The 23286-nt window shown below is 70.6% G+C and carries 19 protein-coding genes; all 19 read left to right on the top strand.

Annotated elements, in window-relative coordinates; genetic code table 11:
* The first annotated feature begins 2 nt into the window (after window positions 1–2).
* Complete coding sequence (locus D0T12_RS12300; protein ID WP_117399615.1) at window positions 3–1460, top strand: penicillin-binding transpeptidase domain-containing protein; 1458 nt, start codon at window positions 3–5, stop codon at window positions 1458–1460.
* A 90-nt stretch (window positions 1461–1550) separates the two neighbouring features.
* Window positions 1551–2030, top strand: a complete 480-nt coding sequence (gene coaD, locus D0T12_RS12295) for a pantetheine-phosphate adenylyltransferase (RefSeq protein WP_117399614.1) — start codon at window positions 1551–1553, stop codon at window positions 2028–2030.
* Between the two features lie 120 nt (window positions 2031–2150).
* Window positions 2151–2804 carry a YceD family protein gene (locus D0T12_RS12290; RefSeq protein WP_117399791.1) on the top strand — a complete coding sequence of 218 codons (654 nt, stop codon included), beginning with the start codon at window positions 2151–2153 and terminating at the stop codon, window positions 2802–2804.
* Window position 2805: 1 nt separating this feature from the next.
* Window positions 2806–2985, top strand: coding sequence for a 50S ribosomal protein L32 (gene rpmF, locus D0T12_RS12285; RefSeq protein ID WP_117399613.1), 180 nt, complete (start codon window positions 2806–2808; stop codon window positions 2983–2985).
* A 294-nt stretch (window positions 2986–3279) separates the two neighbouring features.
* Complete coding sequence (gene rnc / locus D0T12_RS12280) at window positions 3280–4026, top strand: ribonuclease III (RefSeq protein WP_117399612.1); 747 nt, start codon at window positions 3280–3282, stop codon at window positions 4024–4026.
* The gene (mutM, locus tag D0T12_RS12275) at window positions 4019–4909 is read left to right on the top strand and encodes a bifunctional DNA-formamidopyrimidine glycosylase/DNA-(apurinic or apyrimidinic site) lyase (RefSeq protein ID WP_117399611.1); all 891 of its coding nucleotides are present in this window, start codon (window positions 4019–4021) and stop codon (window positions 4907–4909) included. Before rnc ends, mutM begins: the two co-directional genes overlap by 8 nt.
* Before the next feature lie 204 nt (window positions 4910–5113).
* On the top strand, window positions 5114–5401 hold the full coding sequence (locus D0T12_RS12270; protein ID WP_117399610.1) for an acylphosphatase: 288 nt from the start codon (window positions 5114–5116) through the stop codon (window positions 5399–5401).
* Window positions 5402–5580: 179 nt separating this feature from the next.
* Window positions 5581–5778: a hypothetical protein gene (locus D0T12_RS12265; RefSeq protein ID WP_067883924.1), complete on the top strand. Its 198-nt coding sequence runs from the start codon at window positions 5581–5583 to the stop codon at window positions 5776–5778.
* 1184 nt (window positions 5779–6962) lie between these two features.
* The gene (gene smc, locus D0T12_RS12260) at window positions 6963–10619 is read left to right on the top strand and encodes a chromosome segregation protein SMC (RefSeq protein WP_117399790.1); all 3657 of its coding nucleotides are present in this window, start codon (window positions 6963–6965) and stop codon (window positions 10617–10619) included.
* 836 nt (window positions 10620–11455) lie between these two features.
* Window positions 11456–11863 carry a globin domain-containing protein gene (locus tag D0T12_RS12255; RefSeq protein ID WP_158581478.1) on the top strand — a complete coding sequence of 136 codons (408 nt, stop codon included), beginning with the start codon at window positions 11456–11458 and terminating at the stop codon, window positions 11861–11863.
* A gap of 6 nt (window positions 11864–11869) precedes the next feature.
* Window positions 11870–13072, top strand: a complete 1203-nt coding sequence (locus D0T12_RS12250) for a globin domain-containing protein (RefSeq protein ID WP_117399608.1) — start codon at window positions 11870–11872, stop codon at window positions 13070–13072.
* 5 nt (window positions 13073–13077) lie between these two features.
* Window positions 13078–13743 carry a DivIVA domain-containing protein gene (locus D0T12_RS12245; protein ID WP_158581477.1) on the top strand — a complete coding sequence of 222 codons (666 nt, stop codon included), beginning with the start codon at window positions 13078–13080 and terminating at the stop codon, window positions 13741–13743.
* Between the two features lie 1073 nt (window positions 13744–14816).
* A complete protein-coding gene (ftsY, locus tag D0T12_RS12240; protein WP_117399606.1) occupies window positions 14817–15965 on the top strand; it encodes a signal recognition particle-docking protein FtsY in 1149 nt (382 codons plus the stop codon).
* Between the two features lie 149 nt (window positions 15966–16114).
* On the top strand, window positions 16115–17440 hold the full coding sequence (locus tag D0T12_RS12235; protein ID WP_117399605.1) for an ammonium transporter: 1326 nt from the start codon (window positions 16115–16117) through the stop codon (window positions 17438–17440).
* The gene (locus D0T12_RS12230) at window positions 17437–17775 is read left to right on the top strand and encodes a P-II family nitrogen regulator (RefSeq protein WP_117399604.1); all 339 of its coding nucleotides are present in this window, start codon (window positions 17437–17439) and stop codon (window positions 17773–17775) included. Before D0T12_RS12235 ends, D0T12_RS12230 begins: the two co-directional genes overlap by 4 nt.
* Before the next feature lie 9 nt (window positions 17776–17784).
* Complete coding sequence (locus D0T12_RS12225; protein ID WP_117399603.1) at window positions 17785–20046, top strand: [protein-PII] uridylyltransferase; 2262 nt, start codon at window positions 17785–17787, stop codon at window positions 20044–20046.
* 153 nt (window positions 20047–20199) lie between these two features.
* Window positions 20200–21777, top strand: coding sequence for a signal recognition particle protein (ffh, locus tag D0T12_RS12220; RefSeq protein WP_117399602.1), 1578 nt, complete (start codon window positions 20200–20202; stop codon window positions 21775–21777).
* Between the two features lie 813 nt (window positions 21778–22590).
* Window positions 22591–23040 carry a 30S ribosomal protein S16 gene (gene rpsP, locus D0T12_RS12215; protein ID WP_117399601.1) on the top strand — a complete coding sequence of 150 codons (450 nt, stop codon included), beginning with the start codon at window positions 22591–22593 and terminating at the stop codon, window positions 23038–23040.
* Window position 23041: 1 nt separating this feature from the next.
* Entirely contained in the window at window positions 23042–23284 is a 243-nt protein-coding gene (locus D0T12_RS12210; protein WP_117399600.1) for an RNA-binding protein, read from the top strand.
* Window positions 23285–23286 lie beyond the last annotated feature (2 nt).

The raw sequence follows: 23286 nt of genomic DNA, 5'->3' as shown, positions 1-23286 counted from the left end.
GCATGAGGCCCGGCATCGACCGTGCCGTTGGGCGTGCTTGGCTCCTCACCCTCGTGCTGCTGATCGCGCTCATGGCGAACATCACCTACGTCCAGGGGTTCGAGGCCCAGAACCTGCGGGACGACCCGAACAACGCCCGCCGGCTCGACGACCGTTTCAAGATCGAACGGGGTCCCATCGTGGCGGACGGCGAACGTCTCGCCTGGTCGGAGAAGATCGACGACGAGCGTTACCGCCGCCGCTACAAGGACGGCCCGGCGTTCGCGCCCGTCACCGGCTACTTCTCCGTGTTCTCCCAGACCGGACTTGAGGAGGCCGAGAACCACTTCCTCGACGGGACCGACGACCGGCTCGCCACGTCCAACCTCGTCGACAAGCTCATCGGCAGGCCCGTCCCGGGCGGCACCGTCGAGGCCACCGTCGACGTCGGGGCGCAGCGCGTCGCCTACGACGCGCTGCGGAGCGCGGGCGCCCGTCGCGCGGCCGCCGTCGCGCTCGACGCCGACACCGGCGCGATCCTGGTGATGGCGTCCACGCCGTCCTACGATCCCGACGACGTCTCCACCCTCGACCGCGAGAGGGCGCAGGCGGCGTTCGAACGCCTCAACGACCAGCCGTTGAAACCCCTGCTCAACAAGGCGACGAACGAGCTGTTCCCGCCCGGCTCCACGTTCAAGGCCGTCGTCGCCGCGGCCGCCCTGAAGGCCGGGGCGAGCGCGGACACCCCCGTCAGGGCCGGCCGCAGCTACCGGCCACCGGGCGCCGGACAGGCCATCAACAACGACGCGGGCGACATCGGCGGATCGTGCGACCTGAGCAGCATCCCGCTCATCGAGGCGTTCGCCCAGTCGTGCAACACCACGTTCGCCTACATGGGCGGGGAGGAACCTGGCAACGGCGCCGTCCACGAGGAGGCCGCGCGGTTCGGGTTCGGTGACCGGATCGAGTACGCCGACGGGGTGCGCGGCACCGCCAGTGGCTTCCCCGAGACCGACCAGCCGTCGCTCAGCGCGCTCGGCTCCATCGGGCAGGGCAGCACGGTCGCCTCGCCGCTCCAGATGGCCATGGTCGCCGCCGCCGTCCTCAACGACGGCGTGGTCATGAGACCGCATCTCGTCGACAGGCTCCGCTCCCCGAGGGGGAGGACGGTGGACGACATCTCCCCGCGACGGCTGTCGAAGCCACTGACCGGCGACCAGGCCGACCAGATGCTGGACATGATGAAGGCCGTCGTCGACCGGGGCACCGGCAGGTCACTGCGGGGAACGTCCATCCTCGGCGGCAAGACCGGAACCGCCGACGTCGAGGGCGCCGCCTACAACGACCGCTGGTTCATCGGCGTCGGCCCCCGCGACGACCCGAGATACGCGGTCGCGGTGATGACCGAGGCGCCCGGATACGGCATCGAGTCCGGCCCGATCGCCGCGAGGATCATCGACGCGCTGGGAAACGGAGGGTAGTGACCTCCGGACCCGGCTGAACCGACTCCGAACGCGATTTGGTACTTTCGCGCCGCAGGCCGGAAAAACGGGACCGAGGGGGTTCGCGCCGTGCGCCGTGTCGTCTGTCCGGGATCGTTCGACCCCGTCACCAACGGTCATCTCGACATCATCAGCCGCGCCTCCCGCCTCTACGACGAGGTGGTCGTCGCCGTGCTGATCAACAAGAGCAAGAAGAGCCTGTTCACCGTCGACGAGCGCGCCGACATGATCACCGAGGTCACCAAGGAGTACGGCAACGTCACGGTCGACACGTTCTACGGCCTCACCGTCGACTACTGCCGCAACCAGGGCATCCCGGTGATCGTCCGGGGGCTCCGGGCCGTCAGCGACTACGAGTACGAGTTGCAGATGGCCCAGATGAACCACCGCATCGCCGGGGTGGAGACCCTGTTCATGGCGACGAACCCCGAGTACGCGTTCCTGTCGTCGAGCCTGATGAAGGAGGTCGTGAAGTTCGGCGGGGACATCTCCGGCCTCGTCCCCGACATCGTCCACGACCGGCTCGTCGAACGGCTCACGGGGGACTGACGCCCCGCGAGGACGGGACCACGCACCGGCGACCGGCCCTGGTGGCGGGCCCGCGAGTTGGGGCGACGGCCAGGTCTTCGGTACCCTGAGACATCGGCCATCACCGTGGCCGTCGTTCTCATGCCTCACGAAAGCAGGAATCCGCTGACCCGCCTCGACCCGACCGCCCCTCTCGTGCTCGACTCCCGAGCCCTGGGCAGGCAACCCGGGTCGTCGCGGGAGGAGCGCCTGTCCGTGCCGGCACCCGAGAACTTCGGCGTCGAGATGGTGGGCGTCCCCGAGGGCGCCGCGATCGAGCTGGACCTCCGGCTCGAAGCGGTCCTCGAAGGGGTGCTCGTCACCGGCACGGCGACCGTCCCCCTCCGGGGGGAGTGCGCCCGCTGCCTCGACCCGATCGCCTCGACCTTCGAGGCGGAGTTCCAGGAGCTCTTCGTCTACGACGACACCCGTTCCGGCGGGAACGCCGACGACGACGAGCTCCGCCTCGAGGGCGACCTGATCGACCTCGAACCCGTCCTGCGGGACGCGGTGGTGCTCGCGCTGCCGCTGTCCCCGCTGTGCCGGGACGACTGTCCGGGCCTGTGCCCGGACTGCGGTGCGCGGCTGGCGGACGCCGAACCCGGCCACCACCACGACGACGCCGTCGACCCCCGGTGGACGGCGCTGCGGGGCCTCGGCGGCGACACGGCGCCGGCTCCCCCGAACCGGGGGGACGGGAGCGACACAGGCTCCCGTCGACCATTCGACCGACGAGAACGAAAGCAGGAGGGCTGACGTGGCCGTCCCGAAGCGGAAGAAGTCGCGCAGCAACACGCGGCACCGGCGTGCGCAGTGGAAGACCGCGGCGCCCAACCTGGTCGAGTGCCCGACGTGCCGCGACCCCAAGCTGCCGCACACCGCGTGCGCGACCTGCGGCACCTACAACCGGAGGCAGGTCATCGAACCGGCGTCCTGAGACTTCTCGCATCCTGGGGGGCGGATACGCGCGTAGGCGCGCTACCGCCCCCCGATGCGGCAGGACAGGCACCCGACCACCCCGGCGCGACGATGTCGGCGTGGTGACCGGCGCGGAGACTGAACCTCGTTCACTGCGCCCGGAGCCGTGGTGCACGCCGGGATTTGCCTACCGGCGCGCACCTCGTCTTCGCGGACCCCTCCCCGCCGTGCGTCCTCGCCGATCCGGCCGCCCGGCCGCGCGCCATCGACGCGACCGTCCCCATGGGCGGTGCACGGCCTGCGAGGAGGGCCCGTGAGCGGCAAGAAGAGCGATCCCGCTCCGGATCGCACCGAACTGACCGACGCCCTCGGCGTCGAAGTGAGCGACGAACTGCTCGAACGGGCGTTGACGCACCGTTCGTACGCCTACGAGAACGGCGGCCTGCCCACCAACGAGCGCCTGGAGTTCCTCGGCGACTCGGTGCTGGGCCTGGTCGTCACCGACACCCTGTTCCGCGGCCACCCCGACCTGCCCGAAGGGCAGCTCGCCAAGCTGCGCGCCGCCGTCGTCAACATGAGGGCCCTCGCCGGGGTCGCCCGCGGCCTCGGCGTCGGCGCCCACATCCGGCTCGGCCGCGGCGAGGAGGGCACCGGAGGCCGCGACAAGGCCTCCATCCTCGCCGACACGCTGGAGGCGCTGATCGGCGCCGTGTACCTCGACCGCGGGCTGGACGAGGCGTCCGCGCTGGTGCACCGGCTCTTCGACGCGCTGATCGCCCGTTCGGCGGGCCTCGGCGCGGGGCTGGACTGGAAGACCTCGCTCCAGGAGTTGACGGCGGTGGAGGAGCTCGGCGTCCCCGAGTACCACGTCGCCGAGAGCGGCCCAGACCACCAGAAGACGTTCCGCGCCTCCGTGCGGGTCGGCGGCCGCACGTACGGGTCCGGTGAGGGCCGCAGCAAGAAGGAGGCCGAGCAGCACGCCGCGGAGGCCGCCTGGACCGCGATCCGGGCGATCGTCGTCCAGCGCGAGGCCGGCGAGGCGGCCCAGGCCGGTGCCTGAGCTGCCCGAGGTCGAGGTCGTCCGCCGCGGCCTGGACCGCTTCACCACGAACCGCCCCATCGCCTCCGCCGAGGTCCTGCACCCGAGAGCGGTGCGCCGCCACGAGGCCGGCCCCGCCGACTTCGCCGGCCGCCTCGCCGGCCGCACCGTCCTCGCCCCGCGCCGCCGCGGCAAGTACCTGTGGCTGCCCCTGGCCTCCTCCGGCGGCGGACCGCCGGAGGAGGCACTCCTCACCCACCTCGGCATGAGCGGGCAACTGCTCGTCGGCGAGCCCGACCGGGCCCCCGAGAAGCACCTCCGGGTCCGGATCGTCTTCGCCGACGGCGGCTTCGACCTGCGCTTCGTCGACCAGCGGACCTTCGGCCACCTCATGGTCACCGACCTGGCACCGGACAAGGTCGACGGCGGGCTCGTCCCGGAACCGATCCTGCACATCGCCGCCGACCCGCTGGAGGACGCCTTCGACGCGGAGGCGTTCTTCCGCGCCCTCCGCCGCCGCCGGACCGGGATCAAACGGGCCCTGCTCGACCAGTCACTGATCAGCGGCGTCGGCAACATCTACGCCGACGAGGCGCTGTGGCGGGCCCGGCTGCACTGGGCCCGTCCGACCGAGACGCTGACACGGGCGGAGGCGGCACGCGTCCTGGAGGCCGCACGCGAGGTCATGTCCGCCGCCCTCGCGGTCGGCGGCACGAGCTTCGACAGCCTCTACGTCAACGTGAACGGCGAGAGCGGCTACTTCGAACGCTCCCTCGACGCCTACGGCCGCCGGGACGAACCATGCCGCCGCTGCGGCACACCCATCCGCCGCGACGAGTTCATGAACCGTTCGTCCTACAGTTGCCCCGTATGCCAGCCACGCCCCCGCCGGGCACGCTACTAGGCTGTATTTATTGCAGGAACGGCCCACTTCGCTCGCCTGGCGGCTCGCTGCGTGACCGTTCCTGGGGCGAACGCGACATCGCTTCGCGATCCGCCCGGCTCCGCTCGCCTTCGGCTTCGCTGCACCGGGCGGGTAACGCGTTCGGCGCGGGCTGAGGTCACGTCGAAACGGGCCCTGGAGCGCCGATGACCGGATTGGGGAGAGATGGATACGGTACGGCTGACGGTCTGGGTGCGCGGCCATGTCCAGGGCGTCGGTTTTCGCTGGTGGGTACGGGCCCGCGCCCTGGAGCTCGGGCTCGCCGGCAGCGCCACCAACCTGGCCGACGGACGCGTCGAGGTCGTCGCCGAGGGGCCCCGGGACAAGTGCCACCGACTCCTCGCCCTCCTGAACGGCGACGCCGCCGGGCCACCCCGTCCCGGCACGGTCACGGGCGTCGTCGAACGCTGGAGCGAACCCCGCGGCGAGGCCGACGGTTTCCAGGAACGCTGATGGGGTAGGGAGTCCTGGTTTACACCTGCTAAACTAGAGCTGGAAGGTTGTTACCGGCCTGTGATGTGCGGCTTGACCAGGACACCGGCCGGTGCGACTCTAGACGATACGCGCACCGAACTTCAGCGGTTTCTCGTGCGCGATCCCTGCTGGTTACTCAGCGTGGAGGACCCTTAGTCATGGCGAAGGCTCTACTCGGCCACGTCGGCGGTCCCGACCCCCGGATGGTCGCGGAGATGCGGCGCCTTCAGCAGCGCGTACGTGATCTGGAAGCCGAGCTCGTACGGCTCCAGGCGGAGAACGACGCGCTGGCGACGGCGGCAGACGACGATGTGATGTCGCTCGCGGTGAAGGACCGTGAACCGGCGCTGACCTGATCGGCGCCTCATTCTCAGAGTGGACAGGGACGCCGCCATCTGGCGTCCCTAACGCATTCCCCCAGGGGAACGACCCCCTGGCCCCCGTCACGACGCAGGCGATCCTCTCGCCGCAGCCACGGTCTCCGTAGCCCCGGCGCCGCGGTCGCCTGCGCGTGACCCGACCAAATCGTCACGCCCCCACGAAATACCCCAACCGGGGACATCCGCCATTTCCCCAACCCCGCAACCCACACCGCAAAAATTAGGTCAAACCTCCCCAAGTTTTGGCGCGTCCCCCCACCGGCTTCGCCCCCTGCCAATCCCCCGAACGCCAAACCCGCGATCGCCCCCAATGGCAACTCCAACGAAGCGACGCCAACGATCGCACCGCACTCCTCGACGTAAGACCCACCAGGTCGAGCCCGGAGCGCACCTCCGCAACCCCGCAACAACCTCGACCCCTGCGATCGCGCCCGAAGCGGATGCCAGTGATCGCCCGTGGTGCCCGACGTCAAAGGCCGGTCAGGGCCGAAGGGGGAGTGCTCTGACACGTCCCCACGGCCCTCAGCCCGCCTCCGTAATCCCGCGACAACCTGGGCCACTGCGATCGCGTCCGAAGGCAGGTTCAAGCGAAGCGAGAACCTGATCGCGCAGCGAGCCGCAAGGCGAGTCGGAGCGGATGCCAGTGATCGCACCGCAGTTCACGACGCTGGGGCCCGGCAGGACGGATGGAGGAGTGCTCTGACGCGTCCCCATGGCCCTCAGCCCGCCTCCGTAACCCCGCGACAGCCTGGGCCACTGCGATCGCGTCCGAAGGCAGGTGCGAGCGAAGCGAGAACCTGATCGCGCAGCGAGCCGCAAGGCGAGCCGAAGCGGATGCCAGTGATCGCCCGCGGTGCATGACGCTGGGGGCCCGGCAGGGCCGATGAAGGAGTGCTCTGACACGTCCCCACGGCCCTCAGCCCCGCCTCCGCAACCCCGCGACAACCTGGGCCACTGCGATCGCGTCCGAAGGCAGGTTCAAGCGAAGCGAGAACCTGATCGCGCAGCGAGCCGCTAGGCGAGCCGGAGCGATGCCAGCGATCGCACCGCAGTTCACGACGATGGAGGGCCGCCAGGCCCGAAGGAGGAGTGATCTGCAATAAACACAGTATCGTTCCGACGGATGTTGTCGGCCGGTCGTGGAGGGGGACGGGGAGCGCGTGTATCTGAAGAATCTGACGTTGCGCGGCTTCAAGTCCTTCGCGTCGTCGACGACGTTGAAGTTCGAGCCGGGGATCACGGCGGTGGTGGGGCCGAACGGGTCGGGCAAGTCGAACGTGGTGGACGCGTTGGCCTGGGTGATGGGGGAGCAGGGCGCGAAGTCGTTGCGTGGCGGCAAGATGGAGGATGTCATCTTCGCCGGGACGGCGAGTCGGGCGCCGTTGGGCCGCGCCGAGGTCGTGTTGACGATCGACAATTCGGACGGGGCGCTGCCGATCGACTACACCGAGGTCACGATCAGCCGGTTGATGTTCCGGTCGGGGTCCAGCGAGTACGCGATCAACGGGGATTCGTGTCGGCTGTTGGACATTCAGGAGTTGTTGTCGGATTCGGGCATCGGCCGCGAGATGCACGTGATCATCGGGCAGGGGCAGTTGGATCGCGTCCTGCATTCGGGGCCGGAGGGGCGCCGCGCGGTGATCGAGGAGGCGGCGGGTGTTCTCAAGCATCGGAAGCGGAAGGAGAAGGCGCTCCGGAAGCTGGACGCGATGCAGGGGAACCTGACGCGGGTGCAGGATCTGACCGGTGAGCTGCGGCGCCAGTTGAAGCCGCTGGGGAGGCAGGCGGAGATCGCGCGGAAGGCGGCCGTGATTCAGGCCGATCTGCGGGACGCGCGGCTGCGGTTGTTGGCGGACGATCTGGTCACGTTGCGGACGAGGTTGGAGCAGGAGGCCGCGGACGAGGCGGCGGTGCGGGAGCGGCGCGCGGAGACGGAGCGGGCGCTGGCGGAGGCGCAGGGGCGCGAGGGCCTGTTGGAGGCGGAGGAGGCCGAGCAGGCGCCGAGGCTCGCGCAGGTTCAGGACACGTGGTTCCGGTTGTCGGCGTTGAAGGAGCGGCTGCGCGGTGTCGCGGATCTCGCGGCGGAGCGGCATCGGAACGCGAGTGAGGCGCGGGCGGAGGAGCGGCGGGGCCGCGATCCGGAGGACATGGAGCGTGAGGCCGCGGAGGTCCGCGAGCAGGAGGAGATGCTGCGGGCGGCGTTGGAGGAGGCACAGGACGGGCTGTCCAGGGCCGTCGAGGAGCGGTCGGGGGCGGAGGACGCGCTGGCGGCGGAGGAGCGCCGGTTGCAGGCGGCGGCGCGGGCCGCGGCGGATCGCCGTGAGGAGTTGGCGCGGCTGCGCGGGCGGGTGGAGGCGTTGCGGAGCAAGGCGCAGGCGGGACGGTCGGAGATCGGGCGGCTCGCCGACGCGCGGGAGGAGGCCGCGCAGCGGGCGGAGTCGGCTCGGGCGGAGTTCGAGGCGTTCGATGCGGAGGTCGTGGAGGATCCGGTGCTCGCGGCGGAGCATGAGACGGTCCAGGAGGCGCTCGCCGTGGCGAAGGACGCGGCGGAGGCGGCGCGCGCCGCGGTGGACGGTCCGCGCCGCGCGTTGAAGGAGGCCCGGTCGGCGGTGGCGTCGGCCCGTTCGGCCGATCAGGCGGCGCAGAAGCGGGTCACGGCGTTGCAGGCGCGGATCGAGGCGCTCAACCTGACGTTGGCCAGCGCCGCGGATGGCGGGGAGGCCCTGCTGGCGGCGGGGTCCGACGGTTCGCTCGACGGCGTTGTCGGGACGGTCGCGTCGATGCTGAACGTCCGTCCCGGATACGAGACCGCGGTCGCCGCGGCCCTCGGCAACGCCGCGGAGGCGATCGCCGTGGGTTCGCTCGACACGGCCGAGGCGGCGCTGACCCTGCTGCGTTCCCGTGACGCGGGACGTGCGGGGCTGCTCGTCGGCGGCGGGGCGACCGTGTCGTGGGACCGCGTCCCGGGCGTCGACTACGCGGTCGACGCGGTGCATGTGCCGGATACGTTGCGTCCGGCCGTGGAGCATCTACTGCGCGATGTGGCCGTGGTCGACGACGTTCCGTCCGCCGCCGCGATTGTGCGGGGCCGGCCGTCGCTACGGGCCGTCACCCGCGACGGGGAACTCGTCGGCGCGCACTGGGCGCAGGGAGGCGGGGCCGACGGCGGTCAGAGTCTCCTGCGGATGCGCGCGACCCTCGACGAGGCCACCGAGGACCTCGCGGCCGCCGAGACGGCGGCGGGCGCGGCCGCCGAGGACCTCACGGCCCGCCTGGAGCGCGAGCAGTCCGCGCAGGCAGCGGTCGAGGCGGCCGAAGCCGCGGCCTCCGAAGCGCAGTCGAGCGTTAACCAGGCCCAGGCGGAGTTGGACCGCGTCCGCGCTCGCCTGCGCGAGTTCGAGGCGCAGGCCGCGCAGGAGGCGAAGCGTGCCGCGCGTCTGGAGGCCGACGTCCGCGCCGCCCGCGGCGAAGCGGAACGGCTGACGAAGGCGCTGGACGCGGCCAACGAGTCCGTGGAGCGCGACACGGAGGCGGCCGAGGAACTCGCGATGCGGCTCGCCGAGGCGGAGGAGGCCGCGGAGGTCGCCGACGAGGCCGGGCACGACACCGAGGCCCGCGACGAGTTGAACGCCCGCTGCCAGGAACTGCGGGCCGTCGAGATGGAGGCGCGGCTGACGGTCCGCACCGCGGAGGAACGCGTCCAGGCCATCGCGGGCCGCGCCGACGCGCTCGAACGCGGCGCGCGACGGGAACGCGAGGAACGGGCCCGCGCCGCACGGCGCCGCGCCCGCCGCGAAGAACAGGCCCGGGTCGCCGACGCCGTCCTCAGGGGCGCCAGGACGGCCCTGGCACGCATCGACCACTCCCTGGACGCGGCCGTGCGGCGACGCGAGGCCGCCGAACAGGCCAAGGCCGCCCGCGAAGCGGAACTGAAGGTCGTCCGGACACAGGTGCGGGAACTGTCCGCCACCCTCGAACGGCTCGTCAACGTCGTCCACGGCAACGAGGTCGCCCGCGCCGAGCAGCGGCTTCGCCTGGAACAGCTGGAACAGCGGGCCCTGGACGAGTTCGGCCTGGAAGTCGAGTCCCTGGTGTCGGAATACGGGCCCGACCAGCCCGTCCCGCCCGACGCCGACAATGGGGAGGACGCGCAGCCCGTCCCCTACGACCGAGCCGTTCAAGAAAAGCGCGCGAAAGTGGCGGAACGGCAGCTCAACCAGCTCGGCAAAGTCAATCCGCTGGCACTGGAGGAGTTTGCGGCACTGGAAGAACGGCACGCCTTCCTCACCTCACAGCTCGAAGACCTGAAGAAGACCCAGCGGGAACTCCTCGGCCTCGTCAAAGAGGTGGACGACCGAGTTCAGCAGGTCTTCGCCGCCGCCTACGAGGACACCGCCCGCGAATTCGAACGCATTTTCGCCCGCCTCTTCCCCGGCGGCGAGGGAAGCCTCTCACTCACCGAACCCGGCGACATGCTCACCACCGGCGTCGACGTCGCCGCCCGCCCACCCGGCAAGAAGGTCAAACGGCTGTCGCTCCTGTCGGGCGGTGAACGCTCCCTCGTCGCGATCGCGTTCCTCGTTGCCGTCTTCAAGGCCCGCCCGTCGCCGTTCTACGTCCTGGACGAGGTCGAGGCCGCCCTGGACGACACCAACACCCAACGGCTCATCACCGTCTTCGAGGAACTGCGCGAATCGTCCCAGCTCATCGTGATCACCCACCAGAAGCGCACCATGGAAGGCGCCGACGCCCTCTACGGCGTCAGCATGCGCGGCGACGGCGTCACCCAGGTAGTCAGCCAACGGCTGCGTGCTTGATTGCAGTTCACTCCTCCTTCGGGCCTGGCGGCCCTCCATCGTCGTGACACCACGGGCGATCGCTGCATCGCTTTGGCTCGCCTGGCGGCTCGCTGCGCGATCAGGTTCTCGCTTCGCTTGAACCTGCCTTCGGACGCGATCGCAGGGGCCCAGGTTGTCGCGGGGTTACGGAGGCGGGCTGAGGGCCGTGGGGACGCGTCAATGCCCCCCATCGCCCCTGAAGGGCCCCCATCGTCGTGACACCACGGGCGATCGCTGCATCGCTTTGGCTCGCCTGGCGGCTCGCTGCGCGATCAGGTTCTCGCTTCGCTTGAACCTGCCTTCGGACGCGATCGCAGGGGCCCAGGTTGTTGGGGGGTGCGGAGGTGGGCTGAGGTTGGAGTGCACGGAGGGGGGTGGTGCTTCCTGCCTTGGGCTGGCGGGTCTTCGTTGGCGTGAAGCGCGGTGCGGGCGTCGGTAGCGCTTCGCTCGGGCTCAAGTCCCGGCGGGGCCCTCGGGAGCGATCGCGACGGTTGGGGGGGTGCGCCTAGCGGTCGTCCACTACCTCACGTGTCGATTTTAGAAAGTTGTAATGTCTATCACTCTTTGTTGGATCGGTACATCGAACGGCGTTCCGTATTCGAGGTGCGCCGGCCTGATTTTTATGTCCTATAACGGTTTGGCGTCGGTGGCATTTGTGCCGGTAGCCGGGTTGTTCATCGACTGAACGTGACGGACCGGCGACGCTGACGGGCTTGTGCCTTCCGCACCCATCCACTACGCATATGCACCGTGGATCTCCGGCTCCCCTTCCCGGCGCCCCGCCCGATACGGAGATCCCCTGGAAGGTGGTGCCCATGGACGCGCGAAAACTTAAAGAGAATTTTACCTTGGTGGCCGCGAACGGCGTGGACGTCGCTGAATATTTCTACGCCGACCTTTTCGCGACCGAGCCGGGGCTGAGGTCGATGTTCCCCGCGGGGATGAGCAGGCAGCACGAGGTCCTGCTCGGGGCGCTCTCCAAGATCGTGTCGTCCGTCGACGATCCCGACACGCTCATCCCGTACCTGGAGGACCTCGGAAGGCGGCACCACCGCTTCGGAGTACTCGGCGAGCACTACGTCCCCGTTGGAGCCAGCCTCGTCGCGACCCTGGCCTACTTCAGCGGCACCGAATGGAACGAGGACCTCGAACGTGACTGGCGGGCGGCCTACGGCCTCGTCGCCAGTGTCATGAACGGGGCCGCCGCGGAACTCGTCTCCTGAGCCGACGTGGACGTACAGCGCCTCAAGGACAACTTCGCGCACGTCGCCGAGCAGGGCGACGCGGTCGCGCTGTTCTTCTATTCCGATCTGTTCGTGCGCAACCCCCACCTGCGCGACATGTTCCCGATCGGGATGAGCATCCAGCGCGACAAGCTGCTGCGCGCGCTCGGCCAGATCGTTGCCCGGGTCGACGACCTCGGCACACTCGTCCCGTTCCTCCAGCAGTTGGGCCGCGACCACCGCAGGTTCGGGATCATCGCCGAGCACTACCCGCACGTCGGAGCAAGCCTCATCGCCACCCTCCGGCACTTCTCCGGCCCGGCCTGGAACGATGACATCGAAGGCGACTGGACGGCCGCCTACACCCTCGTCGCGAAGGTCATGCTCGAAGCGGCCGACGAGGACGCCCTCACCCGCCCCGCCTGGTGGGACGGCCAGGTCATCGCGGTCGAACGGCGCCGATTCGACATCACCGTCCTGCGCGTCCAACCGGACCGGCCGCTGCCCTACCAGCCCGGCCAGTCCGTCGCCGTCGAAACGATGGCCCGCCCGCGTCTCTGGCGGTACTACTCGATGGCGAACGCGCCGCGCCCCGACCACACCATCGACTTCCACGTCCGACTCGTGGACGGTGGCCCGGTCAGCCCCGTTTTGGTACGCACCACCGAAACCGGTGACCGCATCAGGATGGGAGCCCCCGTCGGCACGCTCACCCTCGACGAGACCTCCCAGCGGGACGTCCTCCTCGTCGCGGGCAGCACCGGACTCGCCCCGCTCAAGGCCATCCTGGAACAGATCGCCGGTCGGCCCTCCCCGCCCCGCGTCCACCTGTTCTTCGGCGCCCGCACCCGCGACGGGCTGTACGACCTCGAATCCCTCAGCAAACTCGCCAGCGAGTTCGAGTGGTTCACGGTCGTCCCCGCCGTGTCCGAGGAAGTCGGCGGACACGGCTTCTCCGCCCTCCTCCAGGCGGGACCCGGCTCCGTACGGCGCCCGGGCAGCTGGTTCGAGCCGGTGCCGCGGACCGACGGCGACGTCGAATACGGCAATCTGTCCGACGTCGTGGCCAGACACGGCCCTTGGAACGATCACGACGCCTATGTATGCGGGCCGTCGGCTATGGTCGGGCACACGGTCGAGCAGCTCGTGCAGCTCGGTGTGCCGCGCGAGCACATCCGGTTGGAAACCTTCGCAGATGCCCAGAGGTGAGCGCGATGAACTCTCCTGACCTTCCCGCCGCCTCCGAGGGAACCCGGCGGCTCACGCCCGGCGAACTCCAGTCGGTCGCGTTCGCCAGGGCCGCCCTCGGCCGCCGCGGGTTCGACGAGGAACAGGTCCGCAACTTCCTGACCTACGTCGAACGGGAGTTCGTCCAACTCCTCAGCGAACGAGCCGCCCTCGCCGACGAGGTCAACCGGCTGCGCTCCCAAGGCGCCAAAGGCGCGTCCAACGTCATGGCACCCGAAGACGCCCACTTCCAAGCCGTCCGGATCCTGTCGCAGGCCCAACAGACCGCCGACATGTACGTCGCCGACGCCGAGCGCTACACCCGCGAACTCTCCCACGAGGCCCGCCTGCACCGCGAAGCGATCCTGTCCGACGCCAAAGGACGCGCCGAACACATCCTGGAGGACGCCCACCGCAAGGCCGCCGCCGTCGCCGACACGGCCGTCCGCGCCACCGAACAGACCGCACGCCCCGTCCCCCACCAGGGCGGCCTACCGGACACCGAACGGCACACCCTGGAGCTGGAGCGCGAAGTCGCCTACCTGCGCACCTACAGCGACGTCTACCGCACCCACCTCCGCTCCTACCTAGAAGCACTCCTCCGCAACGTCGACGAATGGGAAGCCTCCGAACGCGCCTCTCTGCCGCGTTGATTGTATTTCTCTCCTCCTTCGGGCCTGGAGGCCCTCCATCGTCGAGAAATACGTGCGATCGCTGGCATCGCTCCGTCTCGCCTGGCGGCTCGCTGCGCGATCAGGTTCTCGCGAGCTCGAACCTGCCTTCGGACGCGATCGCAATGGTTGGTGTTGTTGCGGGGTCGGGGGGCGGGCTGGGCCCGTCGCGTCCGTTGGTCGCGGCACGTGCGTTCGATCGCTGACGTTGCTGCGGCTCGCTGTGCGTTCAGGTTTCGCGTGGTGGGGGTAGTCGGTGGGCGTCGGCCCGATGGCCGATTTGTGCTGCGGATTGTTGCGCGATTAGGTCTCGCGGACTTGAGGCCTGTATCTGCGGGCGGAGCCGTGCTGGCTGGTCTGTTGGGGCGTGGGCTGGTGTCGTCGCGTCCGCTGGTACCGGCACATGTGCCTGGCCGCTGGAGTTGTTCCCGCTCACCGCACGATCACGTTGTCGTCGGAAGAGCTTGCCTTCCGCACCTTCGCGGAGTTGGGGGCGTCACCTCAGCCGGTGGCGGGTCGCCGCTTGACCACTGGCTTCGACTCGGCTCGCTGCGCCGTCACGTCCCCGCGAACTTGGGTCGGCACCTATGGACGCGGTCGCCGACGATTAAGGGCGTCGTCGGGTGCGCGTAGATGTCCGGCCGTCGGCTCGCTGCGGGGTAGGGTCTCGTGAGTTTCAGGCCGTGTTCGCGACGGTTGGGGTGCGGTGGGCGCTTGTGTCGCCCCGTAGGCGGGTGTGGTGTGTGGTTGTTGGGTAATCGTGGGTGAGGGAGGCGCCCGGTAGGGGCGCGCGGTAGTGAGACCGCGCGTCCGGACGCAACGACCTCAGCCCGCCTCCGCAACCCCGCAACGACCTAGACCCCTGCGATCGCGTCCGAAGGCAGGATCGAGCGAAGCGAGAACCTGATCGCGCAGCGAGCCGCTAGGCGAGTCGGAGCGATGCCAGCGATCGCACGCGGTGCACGACGATGGAGGGCCCCCAGGCCCGAAGGAGGAGTGCACTGCCATGAATGACGTGTGCTGCAATGAACACCATCTGGGAAACTGGGGGCGCTATGGAATATGTGATCATCATTGCCGCGCTGGTCGTCGTCGCGGTGGTCATCGGCGGTGTGCTGTTGGTGCGGCCCCGGCGTGGACGGCCGCGGCCGCCTGTCGAGGGGCCGCCGGAGCGGGCGGGGGGCGCGACCGCCGTCGATGAGGCGGGGGCGCCGACCGTGGAGCGGGCGCCGCCGGTGGAGGTGCCGCCGCAGCGGCCGACCGTCGAGATCGAGAAGCCGCCGCCGGGGGCGGGTCGGCTGGTCCGGCTGCGGGCGCGGCTGGCGCGTTCCCAGAACACCTTCGGGAAGACGCTGCTCGGGCTGCTGTCGCGGGACACGCTCGACGAGGACGCCTGGGAGGAGATCGAGGACACGCTGATCAGCGCCGACATGGGCACCGCGGTGGCGCGTCAGGTGACCGATGATCTGCGGACGCGGGTTCAGGTGCTCGGGACGCGCACTCCGGACGAGGTCCGCGGGCTGCTGAAGGAGGAGCTGCTCAAGCAGATCGGGCCGGATCTCGACCGGTCGTTGCGGACGGAGACGGCGGGTGACCGTCCCGCGGTGATGATGGTCGTCGGCGTCAACGGGACAGGGAAGACCACGACCTGCGGGAAGCTCGGCCGTGTGCTCGTCGGGGACGGCAAGACCGTGCTTCTCGGCGCGGCCGACACGTTCCGTGCCGCCGCGGCCGATCAGCTGGAGACGTGGGGGAGCCGGGTGGGGGCGCGGGTCGTCCGGAAGGACGAGGGCGCCGATCCGGCCAGTGTCGCGTTCGACGCGGTCAAGCAGGGCATCGACACCAAGGTCAACGTGGTGATCGTCGACACGGCGGGGCGGCTGCACACCAAGACCGGGCTGATGGACGAGCTGGGCAAGGTCAAGCGGGTCGTGGAGAAGCAGGCCACGGTCGACGAGGTCCTGCTGGTCCTGGACGCGACCACCGGGCAGAACGGGATGCAGCAGGCCCGCGTGTTCGCCGAGGTCGTCAACATCACGGGTGTGGTGCTGACCAAGCTGGACGGCACCGCGAAGGGCGGCATCGTCGTCCAGGTGCAGCGTGAGCTCGGTGTTCCGGTGAAGCTGGTCGGGCTGGGGGAGGGGCCGGACGATCTCGCCCCGTTCGAGCCGGAGGCCTTCGTGGACGCCATCCTGGGAGACTGAAATATGGGCCGATGCGGTGAAGAAACACCGGTGAAACACATCCGGGTCTGGTTTCACGCCGCGGAAACATAGGAGGCCGCCAGCCGAAACCGCCGCGTCCGAGTCTCTGAGCAGTCACGTTCCCCTGTCGAGGAGGGACTCTCTCGGAGATGAAGATCGATAGCGGTAGTACCGCCTGGATGCTGACGAGCACCGCGCTCGTCCTGCTGATGACGCCCGGGCTCGCCTTCTTCTATGGAGGGATGAGCCGGGCGAAGAGCGTGCTCAACATGATGATGATGAGCTTCGTCAGCATCGCCGTCGTCGGGATGGCGTGGGTCGTGTACGGCTACTCGCTCACGTTCGGCGACGGCGGCGGGCTCAGTTCGTTCATCGGCGGGTTCGGCGACTGGGGGCTGGTCGGCCTGGAGGACGCCGCGACGACCGGCGACGGCACGGGTGTCCCGCAGCTGGTCTTCGTCGCGTTCCAGGCGACGTTCGCCATCATCACCGTCGCACTGATCAGCGGGGCGATCGCGGACCGCGCCAAGTTCGGCGCCTGGGTCCTGTTCGCGCTCGTGTGGATGACGCTCGTGTACGTCCCGGTCGCGCACTGGGTGTGGTGGTCGGACGGCGACGACGCCGGCTGGCTCTTCGACCTCGGCGCGCTCGACTTCGCGGGCGGCACGGTCGTCCACATCAACGCGGGTGCCGCGGCGCTCGCGCTGGTCCTCGTCCTCGGAAGGCGCAAGGGCTGGCCGAAGGAGCCGATGCGGCCGCACAACCTCCCGTTCGTCCTGCTGGGGGCGGGGCTGCTGTGGTTCGGCTGGTTCGGGTTCAACGCCGGGTCGGCGCTGTCGTCCGGCGCCACCGCGGCCGTCGCGTTCGTGAACACGCTCGCGGCGACCTGCGCCGCCGCGTTCGCCTGGATCGTGGTGGAGAAGCTGCGGGACGGGTCGTCCACCACGCTCGGCATCGCGTCCGGCATCGTCGCGGGGCTCGTCGCCGTCACCCCGGCCTGCGCGTTCGTCACGCCGCTCGGCGCCATCGGCCTGGGGCTCGTCGCGGGCGCGGTGTGCGCGTTCGCGGTCGGCCTGAAGTACAGGCTCGGCTACGACGACTCGTTGGACGTCGTCGGCGTCCACATGGTCGGCGGCATCGTCGGCGCGCTCCTCATCGGAGTCCTGGCGACCACGTCCGTGAACGACGCGGGCGCGGACGGGCTGCTCACGGGCGGCGGGTTCGCGCTGCTGGGCAAGCAGGCGGTGGCGATCCTCGCGACCCTCGCCTACTCCTTCACCGTCACCTACCTGATCGCCAAGGTCATCGATCTGGTGATGGGTTTCCGGATCGACGCGGACGACGAGGCCGCCGGTATCGACAGCACGGCGCACGCCGAGACGGCCTACGACTTCGGCGCCATCCGCGCCGGGATCGGCTCCGGGGCGACCGCGGCGGTGCCCGCCCCGGCGACGAAGGTGGAGGCGCGGTCATGAAACTGATCACGGCGGTGATCAAGCCGTTCAAGCTGGACGAGGTCAAGGAGGCCCTGGAGGCGTTCGGGGTCCGGGGGATGACCGTCAGCGAGGCCAGCGGCTACGGACGCCAGAAGGGGCACACCGAGGTCTACCGGGGCGCCGAGTACCAGGTCGACCTGGTGCCCAAGCTCCGGGTCGAGGTCCTGGTCGAGGCGGAGGACGCCGACGACATCATCGACGTGATCGTCAAGGCGGCCCGCACCGACAAGATCGGCGACGGGAAGGTGTGGGCGGTGCCGGTCGACACGGTCGTCCGGGTCCGCACCGGCGAGACCGGCCCGGAAGCCCTCTAGGCACCGTCGATGCCGACGCACGTTGACACGGCCCGCGCCGCCCTCGCCGCGGCGCGGGCCGCCCGGGCGGACGAACTGGACCGGTGGCTGGGGTCCCTGCTGGCGTCCGGCCCGGGATCGGCGGACGTCGCGCTCCTCGCGGTCGGCGGCCACGCCCGGCGCGAACTGACGCCCGGCGGCGACCTCGACCTCGTCCTGGTACACCGAGGCCACGCGGGCGTCGCCGACGTCGCCGACCGGATCTGGTACCCGGTGTGGGATTCGGGGCTGCGGCTCGACCACTCGGTCCGCACCGTCCCCGAGGCCCGGATGGTCGCCCGCCGCGACCTGAAGGCCGCCCTCGGACTGCTGTCGGCGCGCCTGGTCGCGGGCGAGCGCGCCCTCGCCGACGAGCTGCGCGCCGCCGTCCTCACCGACTGGCGCGCCGACGCCCCCACCCGGCTCGCCGAGCTGGCGGACCTGTGCCGGCAGCGTTGGGAGACTCATGGTGAGCTGGCCTTCCTCCTGGAACCCGACCTGAAGGAGGCGCGCGGTGGGCTGCGGGACGTCCAGGTCATGCGGGCCGTCGCCGCGTCCTGGACCACGTCCGGGCCGGGGAACGCGGTGCGGGCCGCCCATGACCTGCTCCTCGACATCCGGCACGCGTTGCACCAGGTCACAGGACGTTCCAGCGACCGGCTCGTCCTCCAGGAACAGGACGCGGTCGCCCACGCCCTCGGGCTCCGCGACCCCGACGTCCTGCAACGCGCGACCGCGGAGGCCGCCCGGACGATCGCCTACGCGTCCGCCCACACCTGGCACCAGGTGAAGCGCCTGACCAGAACCCGGAAGGGCGTCGAGCGGCGTCCCGTCGGGGACGGCGCCGTCGAACACGACGGCGAGGTCGTCCTCGCCCGCGGCGCCGACCTCGACGACCCGGCGATCGTGCCCCGCGTCGCCGCCGCCGCCGCCCAGGCGGGCCTGCCGCTGGCCCCCGCCACCGTCGCCCGCCTCGCGGACCACGCGACCCTGCCGGGGACACCGTGGCCCGCCGCCGCCCGCGACGCCCTCGTGTCCCTGCTCGGCGCCGGCCCCGCGGCCATCGGGGTCTGGGAGGCCCTCGACCAGGCCGGACTGATCGTCCGGCTGCTGCCCGGCTGGGAACGCGTCCGCAACCGTCCCCAGCGCAACCCCGTCCACCGTTTCACCGTCGACCGCCACCTCGTGGAGACCGCCGCCGGCGCCGCCGCCCTCACCCGCGAGGTCGCCCGCCCCGACCTCCTCCTCGTCGGCGCCCTCCTGCACGACATCGGCAAGGGCCGTCCCGGCGACCACAGCGCCGCGGGCGCCGCCATCACCCGCGACATCGGTACTCGCCTGGGGTTTCCCGGGGACGACGTCCGCGTGCTGGAAACGCTCGTCCGCCACCACCTGCTCCTCCCCGAGACCGCCACCCGCCGCGACATCCACGACCCGGTCACCGTGCGAACCGTCGTCGCCGCGGTCTCGGAGGTGCCTGGCCGCGAACGCGAGACCCTCGATCTCCTCGCCGCGCTCGCCGTCGCCGACGGCCACGCCACCGGCCCCGCCGCATGGGGCCCCTGGAAGGCCGGCCTCGTCGCCGACCTCGCCCGTCGCGCGGCCGCCGCCCTCTCCGGCGGCACACCGCCGCCCGCCCCCGCCGTCGCCCCCGAGCACACCGGCCTCGCCCGCCACGACGGCGCCGCCGTCCGCGTCACCGGCTCCCGCATCACCATCTCCGCCCCCGACCGGCCCGGGCTCCTCTGGCGCGCCGCCGGCGTCCTCGCCCTCCACCGCCTGGACGTGAAGACCGCCCGCACCGTCTCCACCACCCCGGGCGGCGGCACCGCCGTCCTCGACTTCACGGCCGTGCCCGACTACGGGACGCCGCCGGATCCGGCCGGACTGGAGGCCGACCTGCGGCGCATGCTCGCGGACCGGCTCGACGTCGCCGACCGCCTCGACCGGCGTGCCCGGTCTCGGCGCACGCGTCCCGGCCCGGCGGCGCCGCCTCCACGCGTGATGATCGTGGACGACGCGTCCCGCACCGCGACCGTCGTCGAAGTGCGCGCACACGACCGGCCGGGCCTGCTCTGGCGCATCGGGCAGGCTCTCGGGTCCTGTGGCCTGCACGTCCTCGCCGCCCGAGTCGACACACTGGGCGCCGAGGCCGTGGACGTCTTCTACGTGGTCGACGCACGAGGCCGTCCCCTGGACGATCCCGCCGCGCTCTCGACCGTCCGCACCCGCGTCCTGTCCGCCCTCCGCTGACCACATCGGCAAGAACGGCCCAGCTCGCCGCGGCCGTTCCCGGACGGAGGAGCGCTCGTCGTGCAGCGGTCCGATCAGAGGGGGTGGGGCTCGCCCGACGACCCGATACGCTGATAGGCGATCCCAGAAGCTTTCCAAGGACGGTCCAGACACGTGTTCGAGACGCTCTCCGACCGGTTGACGACGGTCTTCTCGTCGCTGCGCAGCAAGGGCCGGCTCTCCGAGGCCGACATCAACGCCACGGCCCGGGAGATCCGGATCGCCCTGCTCGAAGCCGACGTCGCGCTGCCCGTCGTCAAGGACTTCATCGCGCAGATCAGGGAACGGGCGCGCGGCGCGGAGGTCTCGCAGGCGCTGAACCCGGCGCAACAGGTCGTCAAGATCGTCAACGAGGAGCTCATCAACATCCTCGGCGGCGAGACCCGCCGGATCAGGCTGGCCAAGACCCCACCGACCGTGATCATGCTCGCGGGTCTGCAGGGTGCCGGTAAGACGACCCTCGCGGGGAAACTGGCCCGCTGGCTGAAGCAGGAGGGCCACGCGCCGATGCTCGTCGCGGCCGACCTGCAACGTCCCAACGCCGTCCAGCAGTTGCAGGTCGTCGGCGAGCGGGCCGGGGTGCCGGTGTTCGCGCCCGAGCCGGGCAGCGGCGTCGGCGACCCGGTGGACGTGGCGCGCCGGTCCATCGACCAGGCCAGGCACGCCCAGCACGACGTCGTCGTGATCGACACCGCCGGTCGTCTCGGCATCGACGCCGAGATGATGCAGCAGGCCATCGACATCCGCGACGCCGTCCAGCCCGACGACGTGCTGTTCGTCGTCGACGCGATGGTCGGCCAGGACGCGGTCAACACCGCGCAGGCGTTCATGGACGGCGTCGGCTTCGACGGCGTCGTCCTCACCAAGCTCGACGGTGACGCACGCGGTGGCGCCGCCCTGTCGGTCCGGCACATCACCGGCCGTCCGATCATGTTCGCGTCGACGGGCGAGAAGCTCGAGGACTTCAGCGTCTTCCACCCGGACCGCATGGCGGGCCGCATCCTCGACATGGGTGACATCCTCACCCTGATCGAGCAGGCCGAGCAGGCGTTCGACGCCGAGCAGGCCGAGAAGATGTCCAGCAAGTTCGCCTCGGGCGAGGACTTCACCCTTGAGGACTTCCTCGAGCAGATGATGATGATCCGCAAGCTCGGCCCGATCGGCAACCTGCTCGGCATGATGCCCGGAATGGGACAGGTCAGGGAGCAGGTCAACCAGATCGACGACCGGGACCTCGACCGGATCGCCGCGATCATCCGCTCGATGACCCCGCAGGAACGCGCCCAGCCCAAGATCATCAACGGTTCGCGACGGGCCCGTATCGCCGCGGGTTCCGGCGTGAGCGTGGGCGAGGTCAACAGCCTCGTCACCCGGTTCTTCGACGCGCAGAAGATGATGCGGCAGATGGCGGGCGGGATGGGCCTGCCCGGCATGCCCGGCGGACGCAAGAAGGCCAAGGCCGCGAAGGCCGCCAAGAACAAGAAGGGCAAGCAGCGCAGCGGCGACCCGCGCAAGCGCGCCGCCGCCGGCAAGGGAACCCAGGAGCAGCAGCCCGCGGTCGACGCAGCACCCCAGGGCCTCCCACCCGGCCTCGGCGGCGCCCCCGGAGGCCTCCCGCCTGGCCTCGGCAAACTCCCCCCCGGCTTCCAGATGCCCGACCTGAACAACCTCCAGAACCGCAAAAAGAAGTAGCAGGGCCCCGCCGCGGCCGATCCACGCCGCGGCGGCCCACCCCCTCCAAGCACCCGGGACACACTCACCGCCACGCCCCCAACCACGCCCGCCCCGTGCCCCGACCGGCAGCCACGCCCCAACATGCGCCTTCGGCACCCCCGCCGCGCCCGCCCGAAGTCACCGGCACAACCCGCACGTGCCCCCGCGCCTTCGGGCCCGCCCCGCGCCCGCCCGAAGTCACCGGCACAACTCACACGTGCCCCCGCGCCTTCGGGCCCGCCCGGCGTCCGCTCGAAGCCGCTCCGCACAAGTTCACGTAGGGAGCTGCGCTTCTCGGCCTACCTAGCGCGTCTGCGCCGAGTCGCCTCGCCGGTGGTCGGCACCGGCGCCGCGCCATCGGGAACGCCCCGCGTCCGCCCGCGGTTACCCGCGCGAGCCGCACATGGCGTCGCGCCTTCGGGCGTGCCTGGCGTCCGCCCGAAGCCGGCCCGCGCAAAACGCGCATGGCGGATCCGGTCGCTGGGCGGACTTCGGCATCCGCCTCAATGAACAGAGAGGGCAATCACCGCATCACGGTGCGACAATTAGCGACGGATCCCCTCGCCGTCCCCCTCGTTTCGTGCGAGTGTGGCGGTCGCGGACGGCAACACGGCAGCGCGCGATTGCGCGTTTCCAGGAATCGTCTGGCAGAATGACAGGCTGGAAACCCCGGATTCGCCAGGCGCCCTCTCACGTCCTGGGCGACCGGAGTCCTCGGACGGCCGTGAGCCGGTGTTCCCCACCTGGCGCGGGCCCGTCCACCCGTAATGAAGTCTGGAGTACACCACACCCGTGGCAGTCAAGATCAAACTCAAGCGTCTGGGGAAGATCCGGAACCCGCAGTACCGGATCGTCGTCGCCGACGCCCGCACCAAGCGTGACGGGCGCGCCATCGAAGAGATCGGGATCTACCAGCCCAAGCAGGAGCCCTCGCTCATCAAGATCGACTCAGAGCGGGCGCAGTACTGGCTCGGCAAGGGCGCGCAGCCGACCGATCCCGTTCGCAACCTGCTGAAGATCACCGGCGACTGGCAGAAGTTCAAGGGCGAGCCGGGCGCCGAGGGCACGCTCAAGGTCGCCGAGCCCAAGCCCGACAAGAAGGCCGCGTTCGAGGCCGCCGTGAAGGAATCGCTCGGCGACGACGAGTCCGCCGGCGCCGCGACGACCCGCAAGAAGAAGGCCGAGCCGAAGAAGTCCGAGGCGAAGGCCCCCGAGACGACCGAAGCTAAGAGCGAGGGCTGACGTGCTCGAAGAAGCGCTCGAGCACCTGGTCCGCGGGATCGTGGAGAACCCGGACGACGTCCGGGTCCGCGCCCGCCGGATCAGGGGCGGCCGGGTCCTCGAGGTGCGGGTGCACCCCGAGGACCTCGGCAAGGTCATCGGCCGCAGCGGACGCACCGCCAAGGCCCTTCGCACGGTGATCAGCGCCCTTTCCGGTGGTCGCTACGTGCGCGTTGACCTCCTCGACGTCAACGAGGCCCGCTGAGT

This window comes from Actinomadura spongiicola, from assembly GCF_003432485.1.
GTDB lineage: Bacteria > Actinomycetota > Actinomycetes > Streptosporangiales > Streptosporangiaceae > Spirillospora > Spirillospora spongiicola.
This window is presented reverse-complemented; position numbering and strand designations above follow the sequence as displayed.